The organism is Mesorhizobium muleiense, from assembly GCF_900099905.1.
Classification (GTDB): Bacteria; Pseudomonadota; Alphaproteobacteria; order Rhizobiales; family Rhizobiaceae; genus Mesorhizobium; species Mesorhizobium muleiense.
Genome location: NZ_FNEE01000004.1, coordinates 204,822 through 225,846 on the forward strand (window position 1 = coordinate 204,822; position 21,025 = coordinate 225,846).

The following is a 21,025-nucleotide window of genomic DNA, read 5'->3' on the forward strand; positions in this document are numbered from 1 at the left end:
CCCACGCCGCAAACCGGAGCCAGACGTTGACCGCAAATCTCCCAGCCGCGCCCAGCCAGGACAATGCTCCCCGCCAGGCGCTTGTGATGTCCACCATCGCCTTCACCGTCTGCTTCGCGGTGTGGACGATATTTTCAATCATCGGCGTGCGCATAAAGCAGGACCTTGGGCTGAACGAGACGGAGTTCGGCCTGCTGGTCGGCACGCCGATCCTCACCGGTTCGCTCGTGCGCATGGTGCTCGGTGTCTGGACTGACCGTTTTGGCGGACGGCTGGTATACACCGCGACCATGCTTGCGGCGGCGGTCGCGACCTTCCTGCTCGCTTTTGCGCAAACCTACGGACAGATGCTGGTCGCCGCGTTAGGCGTTGGGCTCGCCGGTGGTTCCTTCGCCGTCGGTGTCGCCTATGTCTCGCGCTTCTTCCCGGCCGGCAAGCAGGGCACGGCGCTTGGCATTTTCGGTGTCGGCAATGTCGGCGCCGCGGTCACCAAGTTCCTGGCACCATTCGTGCTTCTCTCCTGGGGCTGGCAGTCGGTTGCGCTGATCTGGGCGGCAGCACTCGTGGTCATGGCCGTCGTCTTCTGGTTCACCACCGACGACGACCCGGTCATCCGCGAGCGCCGCGCCGGCAAGGCAGCGCCCGCGAGAAGCTTCTTGCAGGAATTCGCGCCACTCAAGAACCTGCAGGTCTGGCGCTTCGCCTTTTATTATTTCTTCGCCTTCGGTGCATTCGTGGCGCTGTCGCTGTGGTTGCCGCGCTACCTGATCGGCGTCTACGGATTCGGCATCGCGACCGCCGGCATGATCGGCGCGGCCTATTCGATCCCGGCGAGTATCTTTCGCGCCTATGGCGGCGTGCTATCCGACCGGATCGGCGCCCGCACCGTGCTCTACTGGACCTTCGCGGTCAGTGCCGTCGCGACTCTCGTTCTGTCTCTCCCCTCGGCAGACTACGTCGTGCACGGCATCAGCGGGCCGATCGCCTTCCATTTCGAGATCGGCCCGTTCGCCTTCATAGCCGTTGCCTGCGTGCTCGGCTTCTTCATGAGCCTTGGCAAGGCCGCCGTCTACAAGCACATCCCGGTTTACTACCCGCAGAGTGTCGGCGCGGTCGGCGGCGTTGTCGGCATGATTGGCGGGCTCGGCGGCTTTATCCTGCCAATCGCCTTCGGCGCACTCAACGACCTCACCGGCGTCTGGTCGAGTTGCTTCATGCTGCTCTTCGTCATCGTCGCCACCTGCTTTGCCTGGATGCATTTCAGCATCCGGCGGATGGAGCGCGCGGCCGCCGCCGAAGCTTCAGGCCTTTCCTACGCGGCTGAATGAGACAGGAGTGGATCAGGACATGACCGAAAAACTCGTCATCATCGGCAACGGCATGGCCCCCGGGCGCATGCTGGAGCACCTGCTGGAAAAGGCGCCGGACCTCTACCAGGTCACCATCTTCAATGCCGAGCCGCGCGTGAACTACGACCGCATCATGCTGTCGCCGGTTCTGTCAGGCGAAAAGGACTATGAGGAGATCATCATCCATGGCGATGGCTGGTACATCAAGCACGGGATCACCCTCTACAAGGGCCACAAGATCGTCGCCATCGACAGGCAGGCAAAGACCGTCACCTCCGATCATGGCGTGACCGAGCCCTACGACAAGCTCGTCATCGCCACCGGCTCGGTGCCGTTTATCATCCCGGTGCCCGGCCATGATCTGCCGGGCGTTCTGACCTATCGCGATCTCGACGATGTTCGGGCGATGATGCTGGCCGCGCAGTCACGGGCCAAGGCCGTGGTCATCGGCGGCGGCTTGCTCGGGCTGGAGGCGGCAGCGGGCTTGAACGCGCAAGGCATGGACGTCACCGTGCTGCATGTCATGCCGACGCTGATGGAGCGTCAGCTCGATCCGGCCGCCGGCTATCTGCTGCAGCGCGCTGTCGAGCAACGCGGCATCAAGGTCATCACCAAGGCCAACACCCAGGCGATCACAGGCAAGGGTAAGGTCGAGCAGGTGGAACTCGCCGACGGCACCGTCATCCCGGCGACGCTGGTCGTCATGGCGGTCGGCATCAGGCCGAATGCGACGCTGGCGAAAGACGCCGGCATTGCCGTCAATCGCGGCATCGTCGTCGACGCCGGCATGCGCAGCAACGATCCCGACATCTTCGCGCTCGGCGAATGCGCCGAGGTCAACGGCATGGTCTACGGCCTGGTCGCACCGCTCTATGAGATGGCGCGTGTCGCCGCCAGCCAGTTGGCCGGCGACGAGGCCGCCGCCTTCGTCCATTCGGACACGCCGACCAAGCTCAAGGTTACCGGCATCGAGCTGTTCTCGCTTGGCGACTTTGCCGAGGGCGAGGACCGCCAGGAGATCGTGCTGCGCGATGCCGCGGCCGGCGTCTACAAGCGCCTGGTGCTCAGGGATGACCGCATCATCGGCACCGTGCTTTACGGCGAGACGGCGGACGGCGCCTGGTTCAACGACCTCAAGAAGAAGCAGACCGACATATCGGAAATGCGCGACACGCTTATCTTCGGCCAGTCATACCAGGGAGGCGCCTCCCTGGACCCTATGGCGGCCGTTGCAGCCTTGCCGGATGATGCGGAAATCTGCGGCTGCAACGGCGTTTGCAAGGGAAAGATCACTGGCGCGATCACGGCCAAAAGCCTGACCTCGCTCGACGACGTGCGCGCTCACACCAAGGCGTCCGCCTCCTGCGGCTCCTGCACCGGGCTGGTCGAGAAGCTGATGGTACTTACCATCGGCGACAAATATAATCCGGCGGCGGTGCAGCCGATGTGCGGCTGCACCACGCTCGGCCATGATGAGGTCCGCCGGCTGATCAAGGCCAAGGGCCTGAAGACCATTCCCGCCGTCATGCAGGAACTGGAATGGACCACCTCCTGCGGCTGCGCCAAATGCCGGCCGGCGCTCAATTACTATCTCGTCTGCGACTGGCCGGACGAGTATGCCGACGACTACCAGTCGCGTTTCATCAACGAACGCGTACACGCCAACATCCAGAAGGACGGCACCTATTCGGTGGTGCCGCGCATGTGGGGCGGCGTCACCAATGCCGCCGAACTGCGCGCCATTGCCGACGTCGTCGACAAATTCGAAATTCCAATGGTCAAGGTCACCGGTGGCCAGCGCATCGACATGCTCGGCATCCGCAAGGAGGATCTGCCGGCGGTGTGGGCCGATCTCGGCCAGGCCGGCTTCGTCTCCGGCCACGCCTATGCCAAGGGACTGCGCACCGTAAAGACCTGCGTCGGTTCGGACTGGTGCCGCTTCGGCACGCAGGATTCGACGGGGTTCGGCGTCCGCATCGAGAAATTCATGTGGGGCTCGTGGACGCCGGCCAAGGTCAAGATGGCGGTGTCGGGCTGCCCGCGGAACTGCGCCGAGGCAACCTGCAAGGATGTCGGCGTGATCTGCGTCGATTCAGGCTATGAGATCCATTTCGCCGGGGCAGCCGGCCTCGACATCAAGGGAACCGAGGTGCTCGGCCTGGTCAAAACCGAGGACGAGGCACTGGAGCATATCGTGGCGCTGACGCAGATGTATCGCGAGCAGGGCCGCTATCTCGAGCGCATCTACAAATGGGCCAAGCGCATCGGCATCGCCGAGATCAAGCGCCAGATCATGGACGATGGCGAGAAGCGCAAGGCCTATTTCGACCGCTTCGTCTTTTCGCAGAGATTCGCTCAGGTCGACCCATGGTCGGAACGCGTTTCCGGCAAGGACAAGCACGAATTCCGGCCGATGGCTTCGGTCGGCTTCGCGCAGGCGGCGGAGTGATGATGATGAATTGGATTGCTGTCGGCACGCTCTCAGACATTCCGCGCCGCGGCGCGCGCTGCGTCGCCACGCCTCAAGGCAAGATTGCTGTCTTCCGCACCGCTGACGACCAGGTCTTCGCCATCGAGGACCATTGCCCGCACAAGGGCGGGCCGCTCTCGCAGGGGATCGTCCATGGCGCGGCGGTGACCTGTCCTCTGCACAATTGGGTGATCTCGCTGGAAACCGGCAAGGCGCTCGGCGCCGACGAAGGTGCGGTGCGCACCATTCCGGTGCGGATCGAGGGCGAGCGCCTGTTCATTGCGCTGGAAGCGCTGGCCAGTCGCGCGGCTTGAATTATGAAGATCGACGAAGCGCGCGAGGTGAGGACCACCTGCCCCTATTGCGGGGTGGGCTGCGGCGTGTTGGCGAAGGTCGCCGCGAACGGAGAGGTAACCGTTCGCGGCGACCCTGACCATCCGGCGAATTTCGGCCGGCTCTGTTCCAAGGGCTCAGCGCTGGCCGAGACGATCGACCTAGACGGACGGCTGCTCTATCCGGAGATCCACGGTCGCCGCACGGACTGGGACGAAGCGCTCGACCTCGTCGCCTCGACCTTCTCGCGGACCATCGCCGAGCACGGTCGCGACGCGGTCGCCTTCTACGTCTCCGGTCAGTTGCTGACCGAGGACTATTATGTCGCCAACAAGCTGATGAAAGGCTTCATCGGCTCGGCCAATATCGACACCAATTCGCGCCTGTGCATGGCCTCGTCGGTTGCCGGCCACCGCCGCGCCTTCGGCTCTGACACGGTGCCGGGCAGCTACGAGGATCTGGAACTCGCCGATCTGATCGTGCTGGTCGGCTCCAATCTCGCCTGGTGCCATCCGGTGCTCTACCAGCGCATTGCCGCTGCCCGGGAAAAACGGCCCGACATGAAGGTGGTACTGGTCGACCCGCGCCGCACGATGACATCAGATATTGCCGACATGCATCTGGCGATCGCGCCGGATGGCGACGTCGCGCTGTTCACAGGGCTGCTCGCCTATCTCGGCCAGCACAACGCGCTGGACCGCACCTATATCACGGCGCACACAACCGGCTTCGGGCAAGCCCTTTTTGCCGCTTCCGCGCTCGACCTTGCCGGCATCGCCGCTGCCACGGGCCTCGGCGAGGACGAGCTTGTCCGCTTCTACAGCCTGTTCGCCGCGACGGCGAATACGGTGACCGTCTACAGCCAGGGCGTTAACCAGTCGTCCTCGGGCACCGACAAGGTCAACGCCATCATCAACTGTCATCTCGCTACCGGCCGTATCGGCAAGCCCGGCGCCGGACCGTTTTCGGTGACCGGCCAGCCCAACGCCATGGGCGGTCGGGAGGTCGGCGGCCTGGCCAACATGCTGGCCGCCCATATGGAGATCGAAAACCCCGAGCACCGCGACCGCGTGCAGCGGTTCTGGAGTGCGCCGGCCGTCGCCGAAAAGCCCGGCCTGAAGGCGGTCGAGATGTTTCAGGCGGTAGCCGATGGGCGCATCAAGGCGCTGTGGATCATGGCTACCAACCCGGTCGACTCGATGCCGGACGCCGATGCCGTCGAGGCGGCGATCAAGGCCTGCCCGTTTGTCGTGGTGTCGGACGTGTTGGCCAAGACCGACACGGTCCGCCACGCCCACGTCCGGCTGCCCGCAGCCGCATGGGGCGAGAAGGACGGCTCGGTCACCAATTCGGAGCGCCGCATCTCGCGCCAGCGCGCCTTTTTGGCCACGCCCGGAGAGGCAAGGGCCGACTGGTGGATCGTCGCCGAAGTCGCCAAGCGGATGGGTTTTGACGAAGCGTTTTCGCATCCGTCGCCAGCCGATATCTTCGCCGAGCACGCCGCGCTGTCAGCGTTCGAGAATGACGGCGCCCGCGATTTCGACATCGGTGCGTATGCCGGGGTCGATGCAGAGACCTATGAGGAGTTGGCGCCATTCCAATGGCCGGCGCCGAGCCAAGGCACCCCCCTCTGGCCAGAGGGGGGTATTCAAGCTGGACATAGCTCAGCCAGCACCCGCTTCTTCGCCAACGGCAACTTCTACACACCCGACGGCAAGGCGCGCTTCATCCCGATCCGTCCAGTTCCGCAAACCCGCACGAACGAAAGATTCCCGCTGGTGCTCAACACTGGGCGGGTTCGCGACCACTGGCACACCATGACGCGGACGGGAAAAAGCCAGCGGCTGTCGCAGCACCTGGCCGAGCCGTTCGCCGAAATCCACCCGGCCGACGCTCAGCGCTTCGGCATCGGCGATGCCGACATCGTCCGCGTCTCAACCGAGCATGGCGAGGTGCTGCTTCGTGCGCTGGTGACGGCGCGGCAGCGGCCAGGCTCGGTCTTCGTGCCAATGCACTGGACGGACCAGTTTTCCGCGCGGGCTCGTGTCGATGCGCTGGTGGCGCCCATCACCGATCCGATTTCAGGACAGCCGGCCTCGAAGAATGTTGCCGCCAGGGTGGAACGCTTCGCTGCCGTCGCGTTCGGCTTCGCGGTGCTTGCCGAACGGCCAGCCTCGATCGACGCCGACTATTGGAGCCTCGCCCGCTGCGCCGCCGGCTGGCGTCTCGAGCTTGCGCTGGAAGCCGACCGGGACTGGCCGGGTTTCGCGGCCTCGCTTTTCGGGGCGGACGCGCCAGGCGAGACGCTCGCCTATCATGATGTCGCCGGCGGGCACTATCGCTTCGCCCGCTTTGCCGGCAGCCGGCTGACTGGCGCGCTCTATCTTGCGCCCAGGCCGGTCGCGGTGTCGCGCGGCTGGGCGGTCGAGCAGTTGAGCGCGGACCATGCCGATCGGCGCGGGCGACTGGCGATCGTGGCGGGGCGGCCGGGCGGCAACAGCGTCGATCGCGGCGCCATCGTCTGCTCATGTTTCGGGGTCGGCGCCAATCAGATCGCCGAAGCGGTGCGCGGAGGCTGCGTAAGCGTCGAAGCGATCGGCGCCACCTTGCATGCCGGCACCAATTGCGGCTCCTGCCGCGCCGAGATCAGGACCATCATCGAGGCGCGGCGCCTTCACGCGGCGGAGTGAGGCGTCCAAAGCGCATCGCGGCGCTTACCAGCAATTTACAAACGGTGGGCTACCAACGTCGTTATCCGATTCGTTCCGAGCAGGACCATTATGAGCAAAGCCCTCACTTCATTCGCATTGGTGGCCATATTGACGGCTTTGCTGATGGCTCTCAGCCTGGCGGTGGCCAGGCATGGCTATCCCTTTGGTGCGATTGGCGCAGAACGCCTGGACGACGTCGCCGATGCCGGGACGTTTATCCCGCTCGCGGCCGTGTACTTCTTCAGCGCGATGCTGATGATGATCCTGCCGATCAGGGTCGCCGGCATCGTCCTGACACATGCTGCGGATGCGATCTTCTGGACAGTCATCGTGTTGTTCGCGGCCATCATTGGCGGCCTCGCCGCCAGATGGGCTTTCGATCGAAGCAATGTCCTGCCGGCACTGCTGAATTGGCGGTTCCTGTTTGTCGTGGCCGTCGTCGGCTGCCATCTCTTCATGAACGAACTGCGCCGCAATATCCTGCTGAGAAGCCTGTTCTTTGTCGTCTTCGCCGCAGCGAAGCTCGCCTGCCTGTTCTGGTCGTTCACCATCTGAGAGACCTCGCAGCCGCTGGGCCTGACGGCTCAGTTCTTGTCGACCGGCTTCGAGCGCATGCGCGAAACGGTCTCGCGTTCGGCCCGCTTCGAACGCATTGGCGGCAGGCCGCGGTCGATCAGGTCCATGTCTTCCAGCACCATGTCGCCCATGCGCTTGAACGCGATGTCGAGCGCGCCGGCCCGGTGGGCGGAGCGCAGGAAGCCGGGCAGCGTGCGGACAGGATGGTCCTGCGCCAGCGGCTCTTGCGGAAACACATCGCTGGCGGCGACGATGTGGCCGCTGCGAACTGCATCCATCAGCGCCGGAAAATCGACCACGCCGGCACGGCTGAGCAGGATGAAGGCGGCTCCTTTGCGCATCCTGGCAAAGGCCTTAGTGCCGAGAAAACCCTGGTTTTCGCTGGTCACCGAAGCGACGACGAAGACGAAATCGCTACTCGACAAAACCGTGTCGAGGGAAGCCGGCTCGACGCCGTTCTCGATCAGGATCGAGGGCGGCAGCCACGGATCGAAGACCTTGGTCCGCGTGCGAAAGCCCGACAGCAGCCGGTTGAGCGCACGGCCGAGATCGCCGAAGCCGATGATACCGACATCCGCGCCGGAGAGAAGCCGCGCCGCCCGGTTGCCCTCGCCGCCCCACAGCTCCTTGCCCTGACGAAACGCAAGATCGGCGTCGACGATGTCGCGGGCGAGGTTGAGCGCCATGGCAAGACCGAGCTCGGCCACCGGCTCGGCAAACACCATGCCGGTGGTGACGACATGGATGCCGCGAGAAAACAGCGTTTCATACGGCATGTTGTTGATGAGGTTGCTCTCCACATTGAAGACACAGCGCAGCGCCGTCATCCTTTCCAGCGTCTCCGGCGCGATCGGCGGCTGGCCAACGATGTAGCGCGCCTCGGCGAGCACATCGTGTGTCAGGGCCGCGACGCCTTCTGGCGACGTTTCGACGATACGGTATCTGGCGCGGAATCTCGCCAGTGCCTCGGGCGTGAAAATCAGGTCGAGCGTGCGTGGCTCGGGCGCGCTGATCACCAGCGGCAACGCGCTGTCGGACATGGCAGCCTCCTCCTGGCGCGATCCGCGTCGCGCCGCACTAGAATCATGGTTTACCACCTCGACACCCAAGCAGGCTTGCCGGGCTTCGCCTGCCGGGTTTGTGTTTGTCGCAGGTTTTTATCGGAAAACAATCGAACACTTTTCCGAAACCTGCTTAGCACATGCCTGTCGAGGAGCAGAACTTTGCCGCTGGCGGCCTTGCGGTGTGGCGGCTGGTGGTCCAGATAGACGGCAATCGAAGGACAAGGAAGACAGCGACATGATCCCGTTTCGAAAGAACCTCATCGATGGCGAGTGGGTGGGCGATGCCGGCTCCCGCAACATCAACCCTTCCAATCTCGACGACGTGGTCGGCGAATATGCGTCGGGCGACGCCGAGCAGGCGCGGCAGGCCATCGCGGCGGCGAAAGCGGCATTTCCTGCGTGGTCCCGATCGGGCTTGCTGGCACGCCATGCGGTGCTGAGGAAGGCGTCGGACGAGATCACCGCGCGGAAAGATGAAATCGGCCGGGCGTTGGCGCGCGAGGAGGGCAAGACGCTGGTCGAGGGGATTGGCGAAACCGTGCGGGCCGCCCAGATCTTCGATTTCTTTGCTGGTGAGACGCTGCGCCTGTCAGGCGAGCTGGTTCCAAGCGTGCGGCCCGGCGTCGGTGTCGAGATCACACGCGAAGCGGTCGGCGTCGTCGGCATCATCACACCCTGGAATTTCCCGATCGCCATCCCGGCGTGGAAAATAGCTCCTGCCCTGGCCTACGGCAACACCATCGTCTTCAAGCCGGCCGAGCTGGTTCCGGAGAGCGCCTGGACCATTGTCGACATATTGCACCGTGCGGGCCTGCCTAAGGGTGTGCTCAATCTCGTCATGGGCAAGGGTTCGGTAGTCGGCCAGGCCATGCTCGACAGCCCTGACCTCAATGCCATCACCTTCACCGGCTCGGTCGGCACCGGCAAGCGCGTGGCTGCCGCCAGCGTCGAGCACATGCGCAAGTACCAGCTCGAAATGGGCGGCAAGAACCCGCTCGTTGTGCTCGACGATGCCGATCTTGCCGTCGCCGTCGACTGCGCGATCAATGGCGCATACTTCTCGACCGGCCAGCGCTGCACGGCGTCGTCCCGCTTGGTCGTGACGGACGGCATCCATGACCGCTTCGTCGATGCGATGAAAGATCGCCTCGCCAAGCTGGTCGTCGGCGACGCTCTCGATGCGAAAACCCAGATCGGACCCGTCGTCGACCAGAGCCAGTTGAAACAGGACGAAGACTATATCGCCATCGGCCGCCAGGAAGGCGCCGATCTCGCCTTCGGCGGTGAGCGGCTCGATCGCGAAACCCGCGGCTTCTACCTGCAACCGGCGCTATTCACGCAAGCCACCAACGCCATGCGCATTTCACGCGAGGAGATTTTTGGGCCGGTCGCCAACGTCATCCGCGTCAAGGACTATGACGAGGCGCTGGCGGTAGCGAACGACACGCCGTTCGGGCTGACGTCGGGCATCTGCACCTCGAGCCTCAAGCATGCCACGCATTTCAAGCGCAACTCGGAGGCCGGCATGGTGATGGTCAATCTGCCGACGGCGGGCGTTGACTTCCACGTGCCTTTCGGCGGACGCAAGGGATCGAGCTACGGCCCGCGCGAGCAAGGCCGCTACGCAGCGGAATTCTACACTACGGTAAAGACCGCCTACACGTTCGCCGGCTAAGTAAATCAAGCCAGACGAAATCGAACGGCCTTCCCAGCAGCGCGAGTTGCCGGGAAGGCGAACGTCTTCGTGGCCGAAACGACAGCGACCACTGGGCGCTAATGCATGTCGCGCACATGCATGAAACAGCAACCTAAAGCGCGTCGCAGGAGGCCGGTCAAACGCGGCGCGTTTTAGCCGTCATTCAGCAGGGGTCCTTGCGAGGAGGGCTCGCCGGCTGCGACAGCCAGCCGCCGGAGAACCCGGCCTTGCACAGGCCGCGACGGATATGCGGGCTCGACCGCATCAGCTCCCAGATCAGCCGCGAGCGGTGGTTTTCAATCATCAGCACGACGATGCCTTGGTCCAGTCCATAGTGCGCATCCGATATCCAGCCGCTCGGCCCGAACTTCCGCCGGTTCGCCAGCGTCGGGTTGAAGCCGCTCGGCATCCTGAAACCGTCGACCACCTCAGGGTGGCGTTCTCTGAGGTGGCGCAGCGCAGGCAGGCAGATTTCCGGTGCGAAGGGCAGCGATGCGAGATACGACCACGGCGCAATCGTTCCGTCATCGGGGCCGAACGGTGCGCCGCGCGCTGCATAGCCGGAAAATTTGCGCGGCCGCCGCTCGATCCGCGCGCGGAATTTGCCGGGTCCGTCACCCGCCGAAAGTCCCCAAAGTGCTTCGCCGTAGCCGTCATAGCCAGAGGGGTTGTGCCGCGCATAGTCCCGGTGAAGGTAGGTCGCGCGGCGGCTGTTTTCGAAATAGTCCGAGTTCTTGTCCCGCATGAACGCATCCCGGATGCCATCGAAGTCAATCCAGGCATGCGAGAATTGGTGCATGAACAGCGGGCCGCCATAGAGCACGTCGTAGCCGTAGATGTTTTCCCACTGATATGTCGCCGTCCAGCCGGCATAGCTGTCGTCCGAGGCTGGCTTGTCGGGGGCGGCCATTGCCAGGACGTAAAGGATCGTCGCTTCGTTGTAGCCTTCCCAGCCATAACGCAGAAAGCCGCTCTTCGGCTTCCAGCCCTGTCGCAAGATCGGTCTGCTGCCTTGAATCCATCGCCAGTCGACGCGTCGGTAGAGCATTTCCGCCAGCTCGCGGATTTCGGTTTCGTCGTCAGTGTCGCCTGTGAAATAGGCGCCAGCCGTGAGCACGCCGGCCATCAGCAGCGCCGTGTCAACCACCGACAACTCGCATCGCCAGGCGCGCAGGCCGGTCCGCATGTCGAGGAAATGGTAGTAAAAGCCTTTGTGGCCGGTGACGTCGTCGCCATCGCCTTGCCGGCTGTTCCAGAAGAAACGCAGTGCGGCAAGCGTCAGCTTCACGGCTGCGTCTCGTGCTATCCAGCCGCGCTCGACCCCGACCGGATAGCAGGACAGGGCGAAGCCGACGACCGCGATGCTTGCCGGCCAATTTGGCCGCGACGTGTCGGCAACCAGTCCGTTTTCCGCATTCACGGTTTCCAGAAAATAGCCGAAGGCGGCGCGCTGGAAGCGGTCGAGCAGTTCTTCGTCGGACTGTGGAGGTTCGATCCTAAGCAAACGACGTAAACTCCAGTCCGGCGTCCTAGGTTGCAAATCGTTCCAGTTGCTTCAATAGGTCGCCCGGCCGCCGGAAACGTCGAAAACGGCAGCCGTCGTGAAGGAGCATTCCTCGGAAGCGATCCACGAGATCAGCGCCGCCACCTCCTCGACCTCGCCAAACCGCGCCATTGGTATTTTCGACAGCATGAAATCGATGTGCTGCTGGCTCATCTGCTGGAAGATCGCGGTGCGCACCGCTGCCGGCGTGACGCAGTTCACCGTCACCTTGGTCTTCGCCAGTTCCTTGCCCAGCGACTTGGTCAGGCCGATCACCGCCGCCTTGGAGGTGCTGTAGGCAGAGGCATTCGGGTTTCCCTCCTTGCCGGCGATCGAAGCGATGTTGACGATCCTGCCGTAATTGCGCTCGAGCATGTGCGGAACCAGCGCCTTGTTGCAGTAGAAGACGCCGTTGATGTTGATGTCGATGACCCGGTGCCAATCCTCCACCGAATAGTCCCAGGTCGTCATGTTCGGTCCGGTGATGGCCGCGCTGGTGACCAGGATATCGACCGCGCCAAGGGCTTCGATCGTCTGCCGGGCGGCCTGTGCGACCGCTACAGGATCGGCGACGTCGACGGTCACGCCGTGCAAGTCGGCGATGACAGCCTTGGCCTGCTCGATCTGGGTGGAGTTGCGATCCCAGACGCAAACGCGCCCGCCCTCTTCAACGATTCGTTGCGCGACGGCCAGGCCGATGCCTGAGGCGCCACCGGTGACCACCGCCGATCGTCCGGCAAACCGTCCCGCAAAACTCATTGGCATATGGTCTCCCTCATTTGCCCGCCCCGACGGGCGCTGGCGACACCGCCGGCGGCGAATGTGAAGTCAACAGCGGAGAAGTTCAAGCCGGGGACTGGAGCCTCGAACAGGTTCATGGCGGGCCAGGAGCAGGCGGTTGAGAGCCGCTCTTGGCTACGACCTGACCATTCGATGCTGGGGCTGCCGTCTCTGCGAGGCGACTTCCACGCGCACAGTTCAAACGTTCTTGATCGACTTCCAATGGCTCAGCCGCTCCGCGATCAACTCCACTCGTCGCTGGTTGTCGCGCCCGTCCAGGATGCTCAAGTCCTCCGGTTCGGCGCGCAAGTAAACGCCTGAGGTGCGCGCGTTCAGTTTTGGCTGCGTGTCGGCGCGTGTGGTAAAGTACCCGGACGCGCGATCGGCGGACTCCAGCCGAATCTCCCCCGTCCCGTACAACTGCGACGCGTTAGCATCCAAGGGCCGTTCTCCATTCCAAAAGTAGAAGATGCCGGCAGGCTCCTTTCTCTCCTTTACCGCCTCGCTCCAGTATCTGGCTGACAGACTGCCATTCTCTTGCCATGAGCGGCCGGCCAACTCCAACGCGCCATCGCGGTCTCGCGCGATACGCAGGAGGCTCACGGCGGACGGTTCCTTTGCGGTCCGCTCCGACAGGGAAAATTGCCACCAAAGGCCCTCTATTCGGGCGACGCGGCCTTCATTTTCAACAGCTTTTCGCAGCTTTTGGTTGACCGCTCTCATCTCCGCGGCGGTCGTCGCTTCGCCATACCTCACGGACGTCAGGCCCAGGAGATCGCTTGGAAGCTTGGAACCGTTGGCATGAAGGATAAACGTTCGGCGCATTCCAAGGACTCCGCCGAAAAGGCCGGCTTCGAAGACGACATTGTCTCGCGGAGAAGCCTGAGCGGATACAGGAGCAGATGATGCTGGCAGGCTTCCACTGGTCCAGTCGTCCTGGGCGAAGACGAAAGCGGCGAAGTCGACTTCCCGCGTAAGCTCGAGCAGGCGCCCCAGGGTGGTTGTCCCCGGATTGAAGGACGTCGTCCAGGGTTCCACATGCGCGATGTCTTCAAGACCGCGTGTCAGCGCCTGCAGCAGTTTTTTCTGCTTCCCCGACGAGCCCAGGAAGATTCGAGGTTTGTCCATCCGTTTTGCTCCAACTCAACAGATCGGGGACGACCAGCGTCTGCCAATTGTTGGTGTGGCCATCGTCTGGTTGTCCCCGAGATAGCGTACGCGGAGGGCCTCATTCATTGCAGGATGCAACGAATGCCGGCTGCTATTTTTCGGTCCGGTGCTGAAAGCAACTGCAAAAACAGTTCCGCGCGGCGGTCATGCCGACCGTCTCGTTAAATGCGGCGGCGATGGTGTTTGACGGCGCCGAGAGCGATGCCCCAGCCCTGCGCCGGGATGCTCGGGTTCTTGCCGCACGGCCTGTCGTGGCCTTTTACCGCTGTCTCGGGCGCCTTATGGCTGTTTTTGCCTCATTTGGGTGACAGGCTGTGGGGGATGGGTTATATTGCACTGCACAATGAGAGCGTTCGCGCATGGCGCGGCGGCGAATCGGCATTGAACTGCATGGACGGGAATTCGCTACCGAGATGAAGATTCCAAAATCTCTGTTGGTCGACCCGGAGAAGAGCACCGTCTACGGCGCATTTGCTGTTGCCATCTCCATTTGGGCGTTCTCCTACTCCTCGGTTTTCGGGCCGATCCTGATCCTGGCCTATTATGCGGTCTGGCTTCCCCTGATTCTGGTAGACTACCGGCGGCTGTTGCGGCATGCCTCCAGCGCGTGGCTGCCGCTGGCGTTTGCATTCTATGTCTGCCTCTCGGTGTTCTGGTCGGATGCCCCCGGCATCACGTTGAGGACGTCAATCCAGTATTGCTCCCATATCGCCTGCGCCTACATCGCCGCGCGCACCGTCAGCGTCCGGACGTTGACGATAGGCTCACTGATCGGGATTTTTGTCGTCCTGCTCTATTCGCTCAAGGTCGGGGGTTATTCCTATGATATGCTCGACGGGACGTACAATTTCGTCGGCGCATTCAGCTCCAAGAACCAGATCGGCTTTGTCGCCTCCCTTGGCATCTATTTTTGCATTGTCTTCCTGGTTTTTCTCAGGCGCGGCCGGATAAGCTTCATCCTGACGGCGCCCATCCTCGTCCTATCGGCCTATCTTCTGATCATGGCGCATTCCGCCACCTCGACGGCTTCGATACCGGCAGTTCTCGCTCTGGTGGCTCTGCTTGCCATGGCCAAAAAGCTTCCACTCCGCTACCGACGGGTGATTTTCGTGGTCGGCGCATGCGGGCTGGTCGTGGTCACCGCGGTTGCCTTTGCAGGACTTCTGGATTTCGTCCTTGGCGCCTTCGGAAAGGATTCCACGCTCACCGGACGGACCTATCTTTGGGAGCAGGGCTGGGAAGCGGCGCAGCAGGCGCCAGTCCTCGGCGTCGGCTACGCGGCCTATTGGGTGCAGGGGTTCGCCGAGGCCGAGCGGCTCTGGAACGAATTCTACATCACAACCCGAAGCGGCTTCCACTTCCACAACACCTATATCGAAGCCCTCGTCGAGCTCGGTTATGTCGGGGCGACGCTGATTTCGCTGATCATCCTGCGCACGCTATGGGGCCATATATCGGCCCTGATATTCAGGGCATGGCAAGCCGAGTCGGTGATTCTTGCCGGCGTGATGGTGCTTTTGTTCATTCGGTCCTTCGTTGAGATCGACACCTTCAACCCCTACATCACGGGCTCCTTCCTCCTGTATTACAGCTACTTCAAGCTGGTCAGGGTGCATGTCGCCCGTCCCCGATGGACCGCAGCGGACCTCGCGGAACCAGAAACCGCAGGGCGCTAAGCAAGGGCTAAAATATTACCTTGATTTTGGTGGCGCGCACAAAAACGCCGCCTGACAGCGCCAAGGCCAAGCAATCATCTCATCTCACAGGCAGCAGGCGAGCCTCGCCCGAGTCGGGTTTGCTGCCTGTTGATCAGGCCCTGAGGGTCAGGAGCGCGTACCATGCGAACCGCTTCACAAAGGGAAGCGTCAAAACCACTGAATCGACAGCTTTGCCAACCGTGTAGACGGTCTCCGAGATGGTTCGCGGCATCAGCGCGCTTCCTACGGAGCACAGGCCGAAATAGTCCACCTGGACATCGCTGAAATAGCGGCGGGCCAAAGCGAAGTCCGAAATCAGCAAGGGATGTTCATCAGCGGTGCGGATGAGGGGTGTCCGCTTTCTGTAGGCATTCAGCAGCGGATTGTGTCCCATCGGCTCGTAGAAGGACGCCACGCCGTTCGGCTTCAGGACACGGACCACATCGGAAAAACACCGGTCCAGGTCCAGGTGATGGATGATCCCGCGTCCATACACCAGGTCGAACTTGTTGTCCTCGAACGACATGGCTTCCGCATTCATCGCCAGGAATGTAGCGTTCGTGCTTCCAAGCGCGCTCGCCCGTTCGTTCGCCTTGTTTACTGCTACATCCGAAATATCGATCCCCGTCAGAGATCGGCAAAGATCGGGCAGGTGCAGGGAATGCAGGGACCACCCGCCATTGGAGCAACCATACTCGAGCACGTCTGCATTTTTCGAAAGCCGTTTTATCTGCTCGTCTTGACGTTCAGCGCCATGTCGAATCGTTCGATACCACTTGTCCAGGCTTCCTCTTGGATCCTCCTCCTGACTAAACCTGAGATTGTGAAATTCTCTTTCTCGACTGACGATTTCGTCCCTTGCACTGTGCATGACGAAGTCCTCCTCGGATTTGAGTTGCAGCTAAAGCACAACATCTCCTTGCGCTGTAATTACTCACGTCCCGAGTTGGCGGCAGGCTGGCTTGTCGGGCAGCGAGCACAGTGTCGACGAGTTCATGGTCGAACTCGTCCGGGTCGAACTCTTTGCCGATCGAATCTTGTTCGGCTTGATCGGATCCGCCGATCGCTCGAAGGCTTACTGGCTTGCCATTGGCACCAGCTTCACCTTGATGACGTCCCCAGGCAGCACGGGTGTATCTTCGCTGGCGGCGATTTCGCTGGTCTTGCCGTCGACCATCCGGACCAGGCCAAACGACATCGTTGGCTCTTCGCCGTCGCGATAGCCTTGTAGCGCCGGGTTCCCCGACATGGCTTCGGCCATCAGGCCGGTGTGCATGTTCATCTTGAGCATTGTTTCGGCGAGATCGGCTTCTGCCTGTTGCCGGCCAGTGGCGAGGTCGGCATTCTGGGTGTTCTCCAGGTCGATGGCGTCCTGGTTGGCCTTGCTGATCGACTGCCTGGCGGTGAGGATAGCCGTTTCGTAATCCAGGATCTGTCCTTCCAGGTCGGCGATCGTTTGCTGCGAACCCAGAACCCGAGTGTTGACCACAAGGCCCTTTTGCGCCAGCGAACCGATGCCGCTGAGCTGTTCCTTTGCCAGGTCGACCTGCCGCTGCTGGTTGACGATCTTTTTCTGCAGCGAATCGATCTCGCTCTGCAGCAGCTTCTTCAAATCGTCGAGCGCCTGAAGGCGCAGTTTGAGATTCTTTTGATCGGCCGTCAGGATCGCCATCTCGTCGGCAACGATGCTTGCCAGCTTCGGATCCTCGGCCAGCTCTTTCGGCACGTCGAATGTCGGCTTGTCGGCGATCTGTGCTTCGATGCGCGCGCGCCGAACGATCAGTCGGACCCGTTGGTCCTGGAGAACGTCAAACTCGCCCTTGGCGTTGATCATGTCGCGGTCGTACCGCTGTCCTTCGGGGGCCCGCCGGACACCGCCGGCGATGCTCATCGCCCTCAGGACGGTCAGGTCGGGCACGTAGGGATACTGGCCCGGCGTCTGCACCTCCCCGGAAATGTAGAACGGCCTGTACTGCGCCATTTCGACGGAGGCTTCCGGCCGGTCCGCCAGAGCGAGCTTGCGCTGGAGCGCCTGGCTGATCGCCGCCGCGATCTCGGATGTGGTCTTGCCGGATGCCGGCATTTCGCCGACGAACGGCACCGACAATGTTCCAGACGGGCCGACCGTGTATTCTCCGTTGACGGCTGTCCAGTCGCGGAACGTGCCTTCAACGGTCTGCCATTCGGCCACGCGGATGGTCAGCTTGTCCTGGGATCCAAGCCGGTACTCGTCGGCCGCGGCGAGTTGCGGAACGGCGAGCGCCAGCGCGAGGCAGGTGGTCATAAGCCGCATCGGTCGCATGCGATTGCTAACCGTGCCGGCCCAGGAGATTTCGAAGATGTCTGTTTTCAACTGTATGTTTTCCGATTCGCTTTGGGCCGGTCCGATGAAGCTTGCTGCAGAATGCCTGGCGTCTGGACAGTCACTTCCGCGCACAACCGGCTGCCGGCCGGTCAATAGCAGCCCCGCGACATCCAGACGGCAGGCACGGTCTTGATGATGATGCGAATGTCCTCGAACAGCGACCAGTTTTCGACATAGTGGCGATCGAACGCGACACGGCTGTCATAGGAAACGTCATTGCGGCCGCTGACCTGCCAGAGCCCGGTCAGGCCAGGGCGCGATTTCAGGTAATAGACGGCCGAACTGCCGTAGATTTCGAGCTCGTCACGCACCACCGGGCGAGGACCGACAAGGCTCATGTCACCCTGAAGGATGTTGATGATCTGCGGCAGTTCATCGAGGCTGAGCTTCCTCAGCACGGCCCCGACACGCGTGACGCGCGGATCGTTCTTGAGCTTGCGGGTAGCTATCCATTCGGCCTTGGCGTCCGGGTTGGCGGCAAGGTATGCCGCCAACACCTGTTCGCCATTCTGCACCATAGTGCGAAACTTGAGGCACGGGAAAATCCGTCCGCCCCGCCCGATCCGCCTGTGACCGTAGAAAATCGGCCCGCCGTCGGAAAACTTGACAAGCAGCGCGACCATCACAAACAACGGACTGAGAGCAACCAGCCCAATCAGTGAACCGGCGATATCGAAGCTGCGTTTGAGCAGGCCGCCGATTGGTGGAAAGTCGATACCGGCCTGTGGAAAATCCGCGTCGGCCGGCTTGGCTACGTCCCTCATGCATAAACTCCATACGTTGAACGGATGGTTTGCCGCACGATATCAAAAAAATGCTGCATCGCAACACACAATTCCTTGAGCGCCTGAAATAATCGCGTCATGCATTGATTAAATAATAAACCGATCCTGCGCAAATTTTGGCCTTTTATGGCGCGTTCGTGACAAATTATGGGCAACCTTGAAAAAGTTAGTGCCTTTTTGAGGCTGATTTTGGGCGTATCGCTCTTTGTGCCGCGTGGTTGAGAATTATCGTGCTGTAGCTTTTTAAAATATAAAGCGCTCCTAAAGTAAAATACTGATTAATATTGCGGCTCTTACTGACGTGAGTCCATACCGGGTGATTGGTTGTGATGCCGGGGTGTGCGTCGCAACATGGCAGAGTCGATCCCCCGAACTTATGCAAAATAATTTGCGGCTGGCCTTGCCCGCTATTGCACACCTTAATAGAGTTGCAAATTGTTTCTGTCAGAGTATGGACAGCGTGGGAAGGCCGGAAGCAACCGGCCAAAAGGCGGGTGGCCTCAACAAGCTCGCATGGCGAAGGGAGGCTCGGGGTGGTCAATCATCGATTTTTGCCCGAGCAGGTTGACGGGCTGTCGGGTATGTCGCTACCAAAATTCATTATCGGCATGATTTTCGCGCTGGCGATCGTGGTCGCCTGGTCTTATCTCGACGGCGCTTCGCTAGGCACAACGCTTCTTCGCGCCATAGCCTGCGCCATTGTCATTCAACTGGGCTACTTTCTGCTCGTTTTCGCCATGGTTGCCAGAAATACCCCGACGTCGGCTGACAAGATTCGCGACGTCGAACGAAAGCTGAGTTCGACCGAAGCGGCCGATGGCGAGAAGTTCAGTGCCAGGAGAAGCCTCCACTGACCTGACGGCAGGTAGCGTCGGCCGGGTCCCTGGCGCACTGCTCGCCCGACAGCATCCTGGGCAACCGACTTGTGATTTCCCTTCAGCCTCGGATTCCCTGGCCACCACTGCCTAAACCCTGTCGATCGACCTGGTGATCAGCGATTCGAGTGCGCTGATCACCCATCCAGAATGGGCAGGGACGGTGTGCGAAGCGGCCCGCCTATCCGCTGGCATTTCACCGCCCGTCGATTTGCGCCATGACGACCCCGAAAGGAAAGACTGGACGGAGCGAGTGATTTTAACGATGCTTCGCACTCGCAGCATAGGCGCCGGCTGACGTTTCGTACAGCCGGGCAGTCAGTGAGAACGAGAGCTGCATTGGGGAGAAAATTCGGAGCTACCTGTGCAGTCGAGAGGCGAATTGATGACAGAACCGGAAGTCTGCGTGATCATTGCCGCTCGCAACGCGGCGCGGACAATTGCGGTTGCCATCGCATCGGCCTTGCGCGAGCCGGAGGTGGCCGAAGTCGTCGTCGTCGATGACGCCTCCACTGACGATACCGCGGAAGTCGTTCGAGCGGCCGACGATGGCAGCGGCAGGCTTTCCGTCATCCGGCTCGACGTCAACGGCGGTCCTTCCTTCGCCCGCAACGCCGCGATCGTCAGTTCCAAATCGCCGTTCATCAGCATTCTGGACGCCGACGATTTTTTTCTCGAGGGCAGATTTCGCGAGTTGTTCGCCAGCGCCGATTGGGATTTCGCTGCCGACAACATCATGATGATCAGGGACGATGCGGCGACCGACGTTTCGAAAATCACCGCTCCGCGGTTTTCGGCCGATCCGGAATTTCTCGATTTCGAGCGCTTCATCGAAGGCAACATCTCCAGTCGTCGTGTGCAGAGAGGTGAGTTGGGTTTTCTCAAACCGGTGATCAGCCGCGCTTTTCTGGACCGGCATGGGCTGCGCTATGACGAAAACCTGCGGCTGGGCGAAGACTATGAACTCTACGCGCGCGCAGTTGCTTGCGGGGCGCGCTTCAAGGTCATCAGGTCCTGCGGCTACGGCGCGATCGTTCGCGCGGATTCGCTGAGCGGCCAGCACAAGACGCAGGATCTCAAGCGTCTGGCCGACGCGGATCTGGCGCTGCTGGCGATCGACAGTTTGCCGGAAGGCTCCAAGGCCGTGCTCAGAAAGCACGAACGGCAGGTGCGCGACAAATATCGGTTGCGAAACTTCCTCGACGTGAAGAACGAGAGAGGGCTGACAGCGGCTGCGGCCTACGCCCTGGCCAGCCAATCCAATCTCATCCCCATCGTTCGCGGCGTGGCCGCCGACAAGCTGGATGCGCTGTTTCGCCGCGCCGGCTTTGGCTCGAAACAGCCTGTGCCGTCGCGGCGCTTTCTCATGGCCGCAACCAGCCCGGTCGGCGAGGCTTGATCTGGTCCGCCGGCGCCCCACACCGATCATGTCAACAGGTCCTTACCCTGCCTCAAAGCGATGCGAATTTCCGATTCGCCGCACTAGGTGGTTGCCTACTCGCTTTGGGAATGGCATGTATGTTGCGGTGCAGCAATTCTGATTGGCTGTTTGAATCGGCCGAAAATGTCCGCCTGTCAGAGGAGCTGGACGATGCGACAAGAACTTTTTTG

Annotated in this window: 16 protein-coding genes; 9 read left to right on the plus strand and 7 right to left on the minus strand. The window is 61.8% G+C overall.

What is annotated here, in order from left to right:
- Positions 1-86 precede the first annotated feature (86 nt).
- From BLT09_RS10595 to BLT09_RS10615, 5 genes are all read left to right on the plus strand, one after another.
- Entirely contained in the window at positions 87-1,328 is a 1,242-nt protein-coding gene (locus tag BLT09_RS10595) for an MFS transporter (RefSeq protein ID WP_208602494.1), read from the plus strand.
- A 19-nt stretch (positions 1,329-1,347) separates the two neighbouring features.
- Positions 1,348-3,798, plus strand: coding sequence for a nitrite reductase large subunit NirB (gene nirB / locus BLT09_RS10600; protein WP_091592773.1), 2,451 nt, complete (start codon positions 1,348-1,350; stop codon positions 3,796-3,798).
- A complete protein-coding gene (nirD, locus tag BLT09_RS10605; protein ID WP_208602492.1) occupies positions 3,798-4,133 on the plus strand; it encodes a nitrite reductase small subunit NirD in 336 nt (111 codons plus the stop codon). Before nirB ends, nirD begins: the two co-directional genes overlap by 1 nt.
- A gap of 3 nt (positions 4,134-4,136) precedes the next feature.
- Positions 4,137-6,842 (plus strand): nitrate reductase, encoded by a 2,706-nt coding sequence (locus BLT09_RS10610; RefSeq protein WP_091592775.1) that lies wholly within the window; start codon positions 4,137-4,139, stop codon positions 6,840-6,842.
- 90 nt (positions 6,843-6,932) lie between these two features.
- Positions 6,933-7,418, plus strand: coding sequence for a hypothetical protein (locus BLT09_RS10615; protein ID WP_091592777.1), 486 nt, complete (start codon positions 6,933-6,935; stop codon positions 7,416-7,418).
- Positions 7,419-7,447: 29 nt separating this feature from the next.
- Here the strand turns inward: BLT09_RS10615 and BLT09_RS10620 are convergent, their stop codons facing one another.
- Positions 7,448-8,479: a hydroxyacid dehydrogenase gene (locus BLT09_RS10620; RefSeq protein ID WP_091592779.1), complete on the minus strand. Its 1,032-nt coding sequence runs from the start codon at positions 8,477-8,479 to the stop codon at positions 7,448-7,450.
- Positions 8,480-8,741: 262 nt separating this feature from the next.
- Here BLT09_RS10620 and BLT09_RS10625 point away from each other — a divergent pair, with 262 nt between their 5' ends.
- Positions 8,742-10,178 carry an aldehyde dehydrogenase family protein gene (locus BLT09_RS10625; RefSeq protein WP_208602495.1) on the plus strand — a complete coding sequence of 479 codons (1,437 nt, stop codon included), beginning with the start codon at positions 8,742-8,744 and terminating at the stop codon, positions 10,176-10,178.
- Positions 10,179-10,362: 184 nt separating this feature from the next.
- On the opposite strand, the gene BLT09_RS10630 is transcribed toward BLT09_RS10625, so the two are convergent.
- The 3 genes from BLT09_RS10630 to BLT09_RS10640 all read right to left on the minus strand — a co-directional run bounded on the left by BLT09_RS10630 (position 10,363) and on the right by BLT09_RS10640 (position 13,650).
- Entirely contained in the window at positions 10,363-11,703 is a 1,341-nt protein-coding gene (locus BLT09_RS10630) for a glucoamylase family protein (RefSeq protein WP_091592785.1), read from the minus strand.
- A gap of 51 nt (positions 11,704-11,754) precedes the next feature.
- Entirely contained in the window at positions 11,755-12,507 is a 753-nt protein-coding gene (locus BLT09_RS10635) for an SDR family NAD(P)-dependent oxidoreductase (protein ID WP_091592787.1), read from the minus strand.
- Between the two features lie 213 nt (positions 12,508-12,720).
- Positions 12,721-13,650: a TIR domain-containing protein gene (locus BLT09_RS10640; protein ID WP_091592790.1), complete on the minus strand. Its 930-nt coding sequence runs from the start codon at positions 13,648-13,650 to the stop codon at positions 12,721-12,723.
- 455 nt (positions 13,651-14,105) lie between these two features.
- Here BLT09_RS10640 and BLT09_RS10645 point away from each other — a divergent pair, with 455 nt between their 5' ends.
- On the plus strand, positions 14,106-15,368 hold the full coding sequence (locus tag BLT09_RS10645) for an O-antigen ligase family protein (protein ID WP_091593000.1): 1,263 nt from the start codon (positions 14,106-14,108) through the stop codon (positions 15,366-15,368).
- 133 nt (positions 15,369-15,501) lie between these two features.
- Here the strand turns inward: BLT09_RS10645 and BLT09_RS10650 are convergent, their stop codons facing one another.
- From BLT09_RS10650 to BLT09_RS10660, 3 genes are all read right to left on the minus strand, one after another.
- Positions 15,502-16,260, minus strand: a complete 759-nt coding sequence (locus tag BLT09_RS10650) for a class I SAM-dependent methyltransferase (RefSeq protein WP_091592793.1) — start codon at positions 16,258-16,260, stop codon at positions 15,502-15,504.
- Between the two features lie 204 nt (positions 16,261-16,464).
- Positions 16,465-17,673: a polysaccharide biosynthesis/export family protein gene (locus BLT09_RS10655; RefSeq protein WP_091593002.1), complete on the minus strand. Its 1,209-nt coding sequence runs from the start codon at positions 17,671-17,673 to the stop codon at positions 16,465-16,467.
- A gap of 170 nt (positions 17,674-17,843) precedes the next feature.
- Positions 17,844-18,518, minus strand: coding sequence for a sugar transferase (locus BLT09_RS10660; protein WP_091592795.1), 675 nt, complete (start codon positions 18,516-18,518; stop codon positions 17,844-17,846).
- Between the two features lie 554 nt (positions 18,519-19,072).
- On the opposite strand from BLT09_RS10660, the gene BLT09_RS10665 reads away from it, so the two are divergent.
- Both BLT09_RS10665 and BLT09_RS10670 read left to right on the plus strand, forming a co-directional pair.
- Positions 19,073-19,393, plus strand: a complete 321-nt coding sequence (locus BLT09_RS10665; RefSeq protein ID WP_236473765.1) for an exopolysaccharide production repressor exox — start codon at positions 19,073-19,075, stop codon at positions 19,391-19,393.
- A gap of 406 nt (positions 19,394-19,799) precedes the next feature.
- Positions 19,800-20,813: a glycosyltransferase family 2 protein gene (locus BLT09_RS10670; RefSeq protein WP_091592797.1), complete on the plus strand. Its 1,014-nt coding sequence runs from the start codon at positions 19,800-19,802 to the stop codon at positions 20,811-20,813.
- Positions 20,814-21,025: the final 212 nt, after the last annotated feature.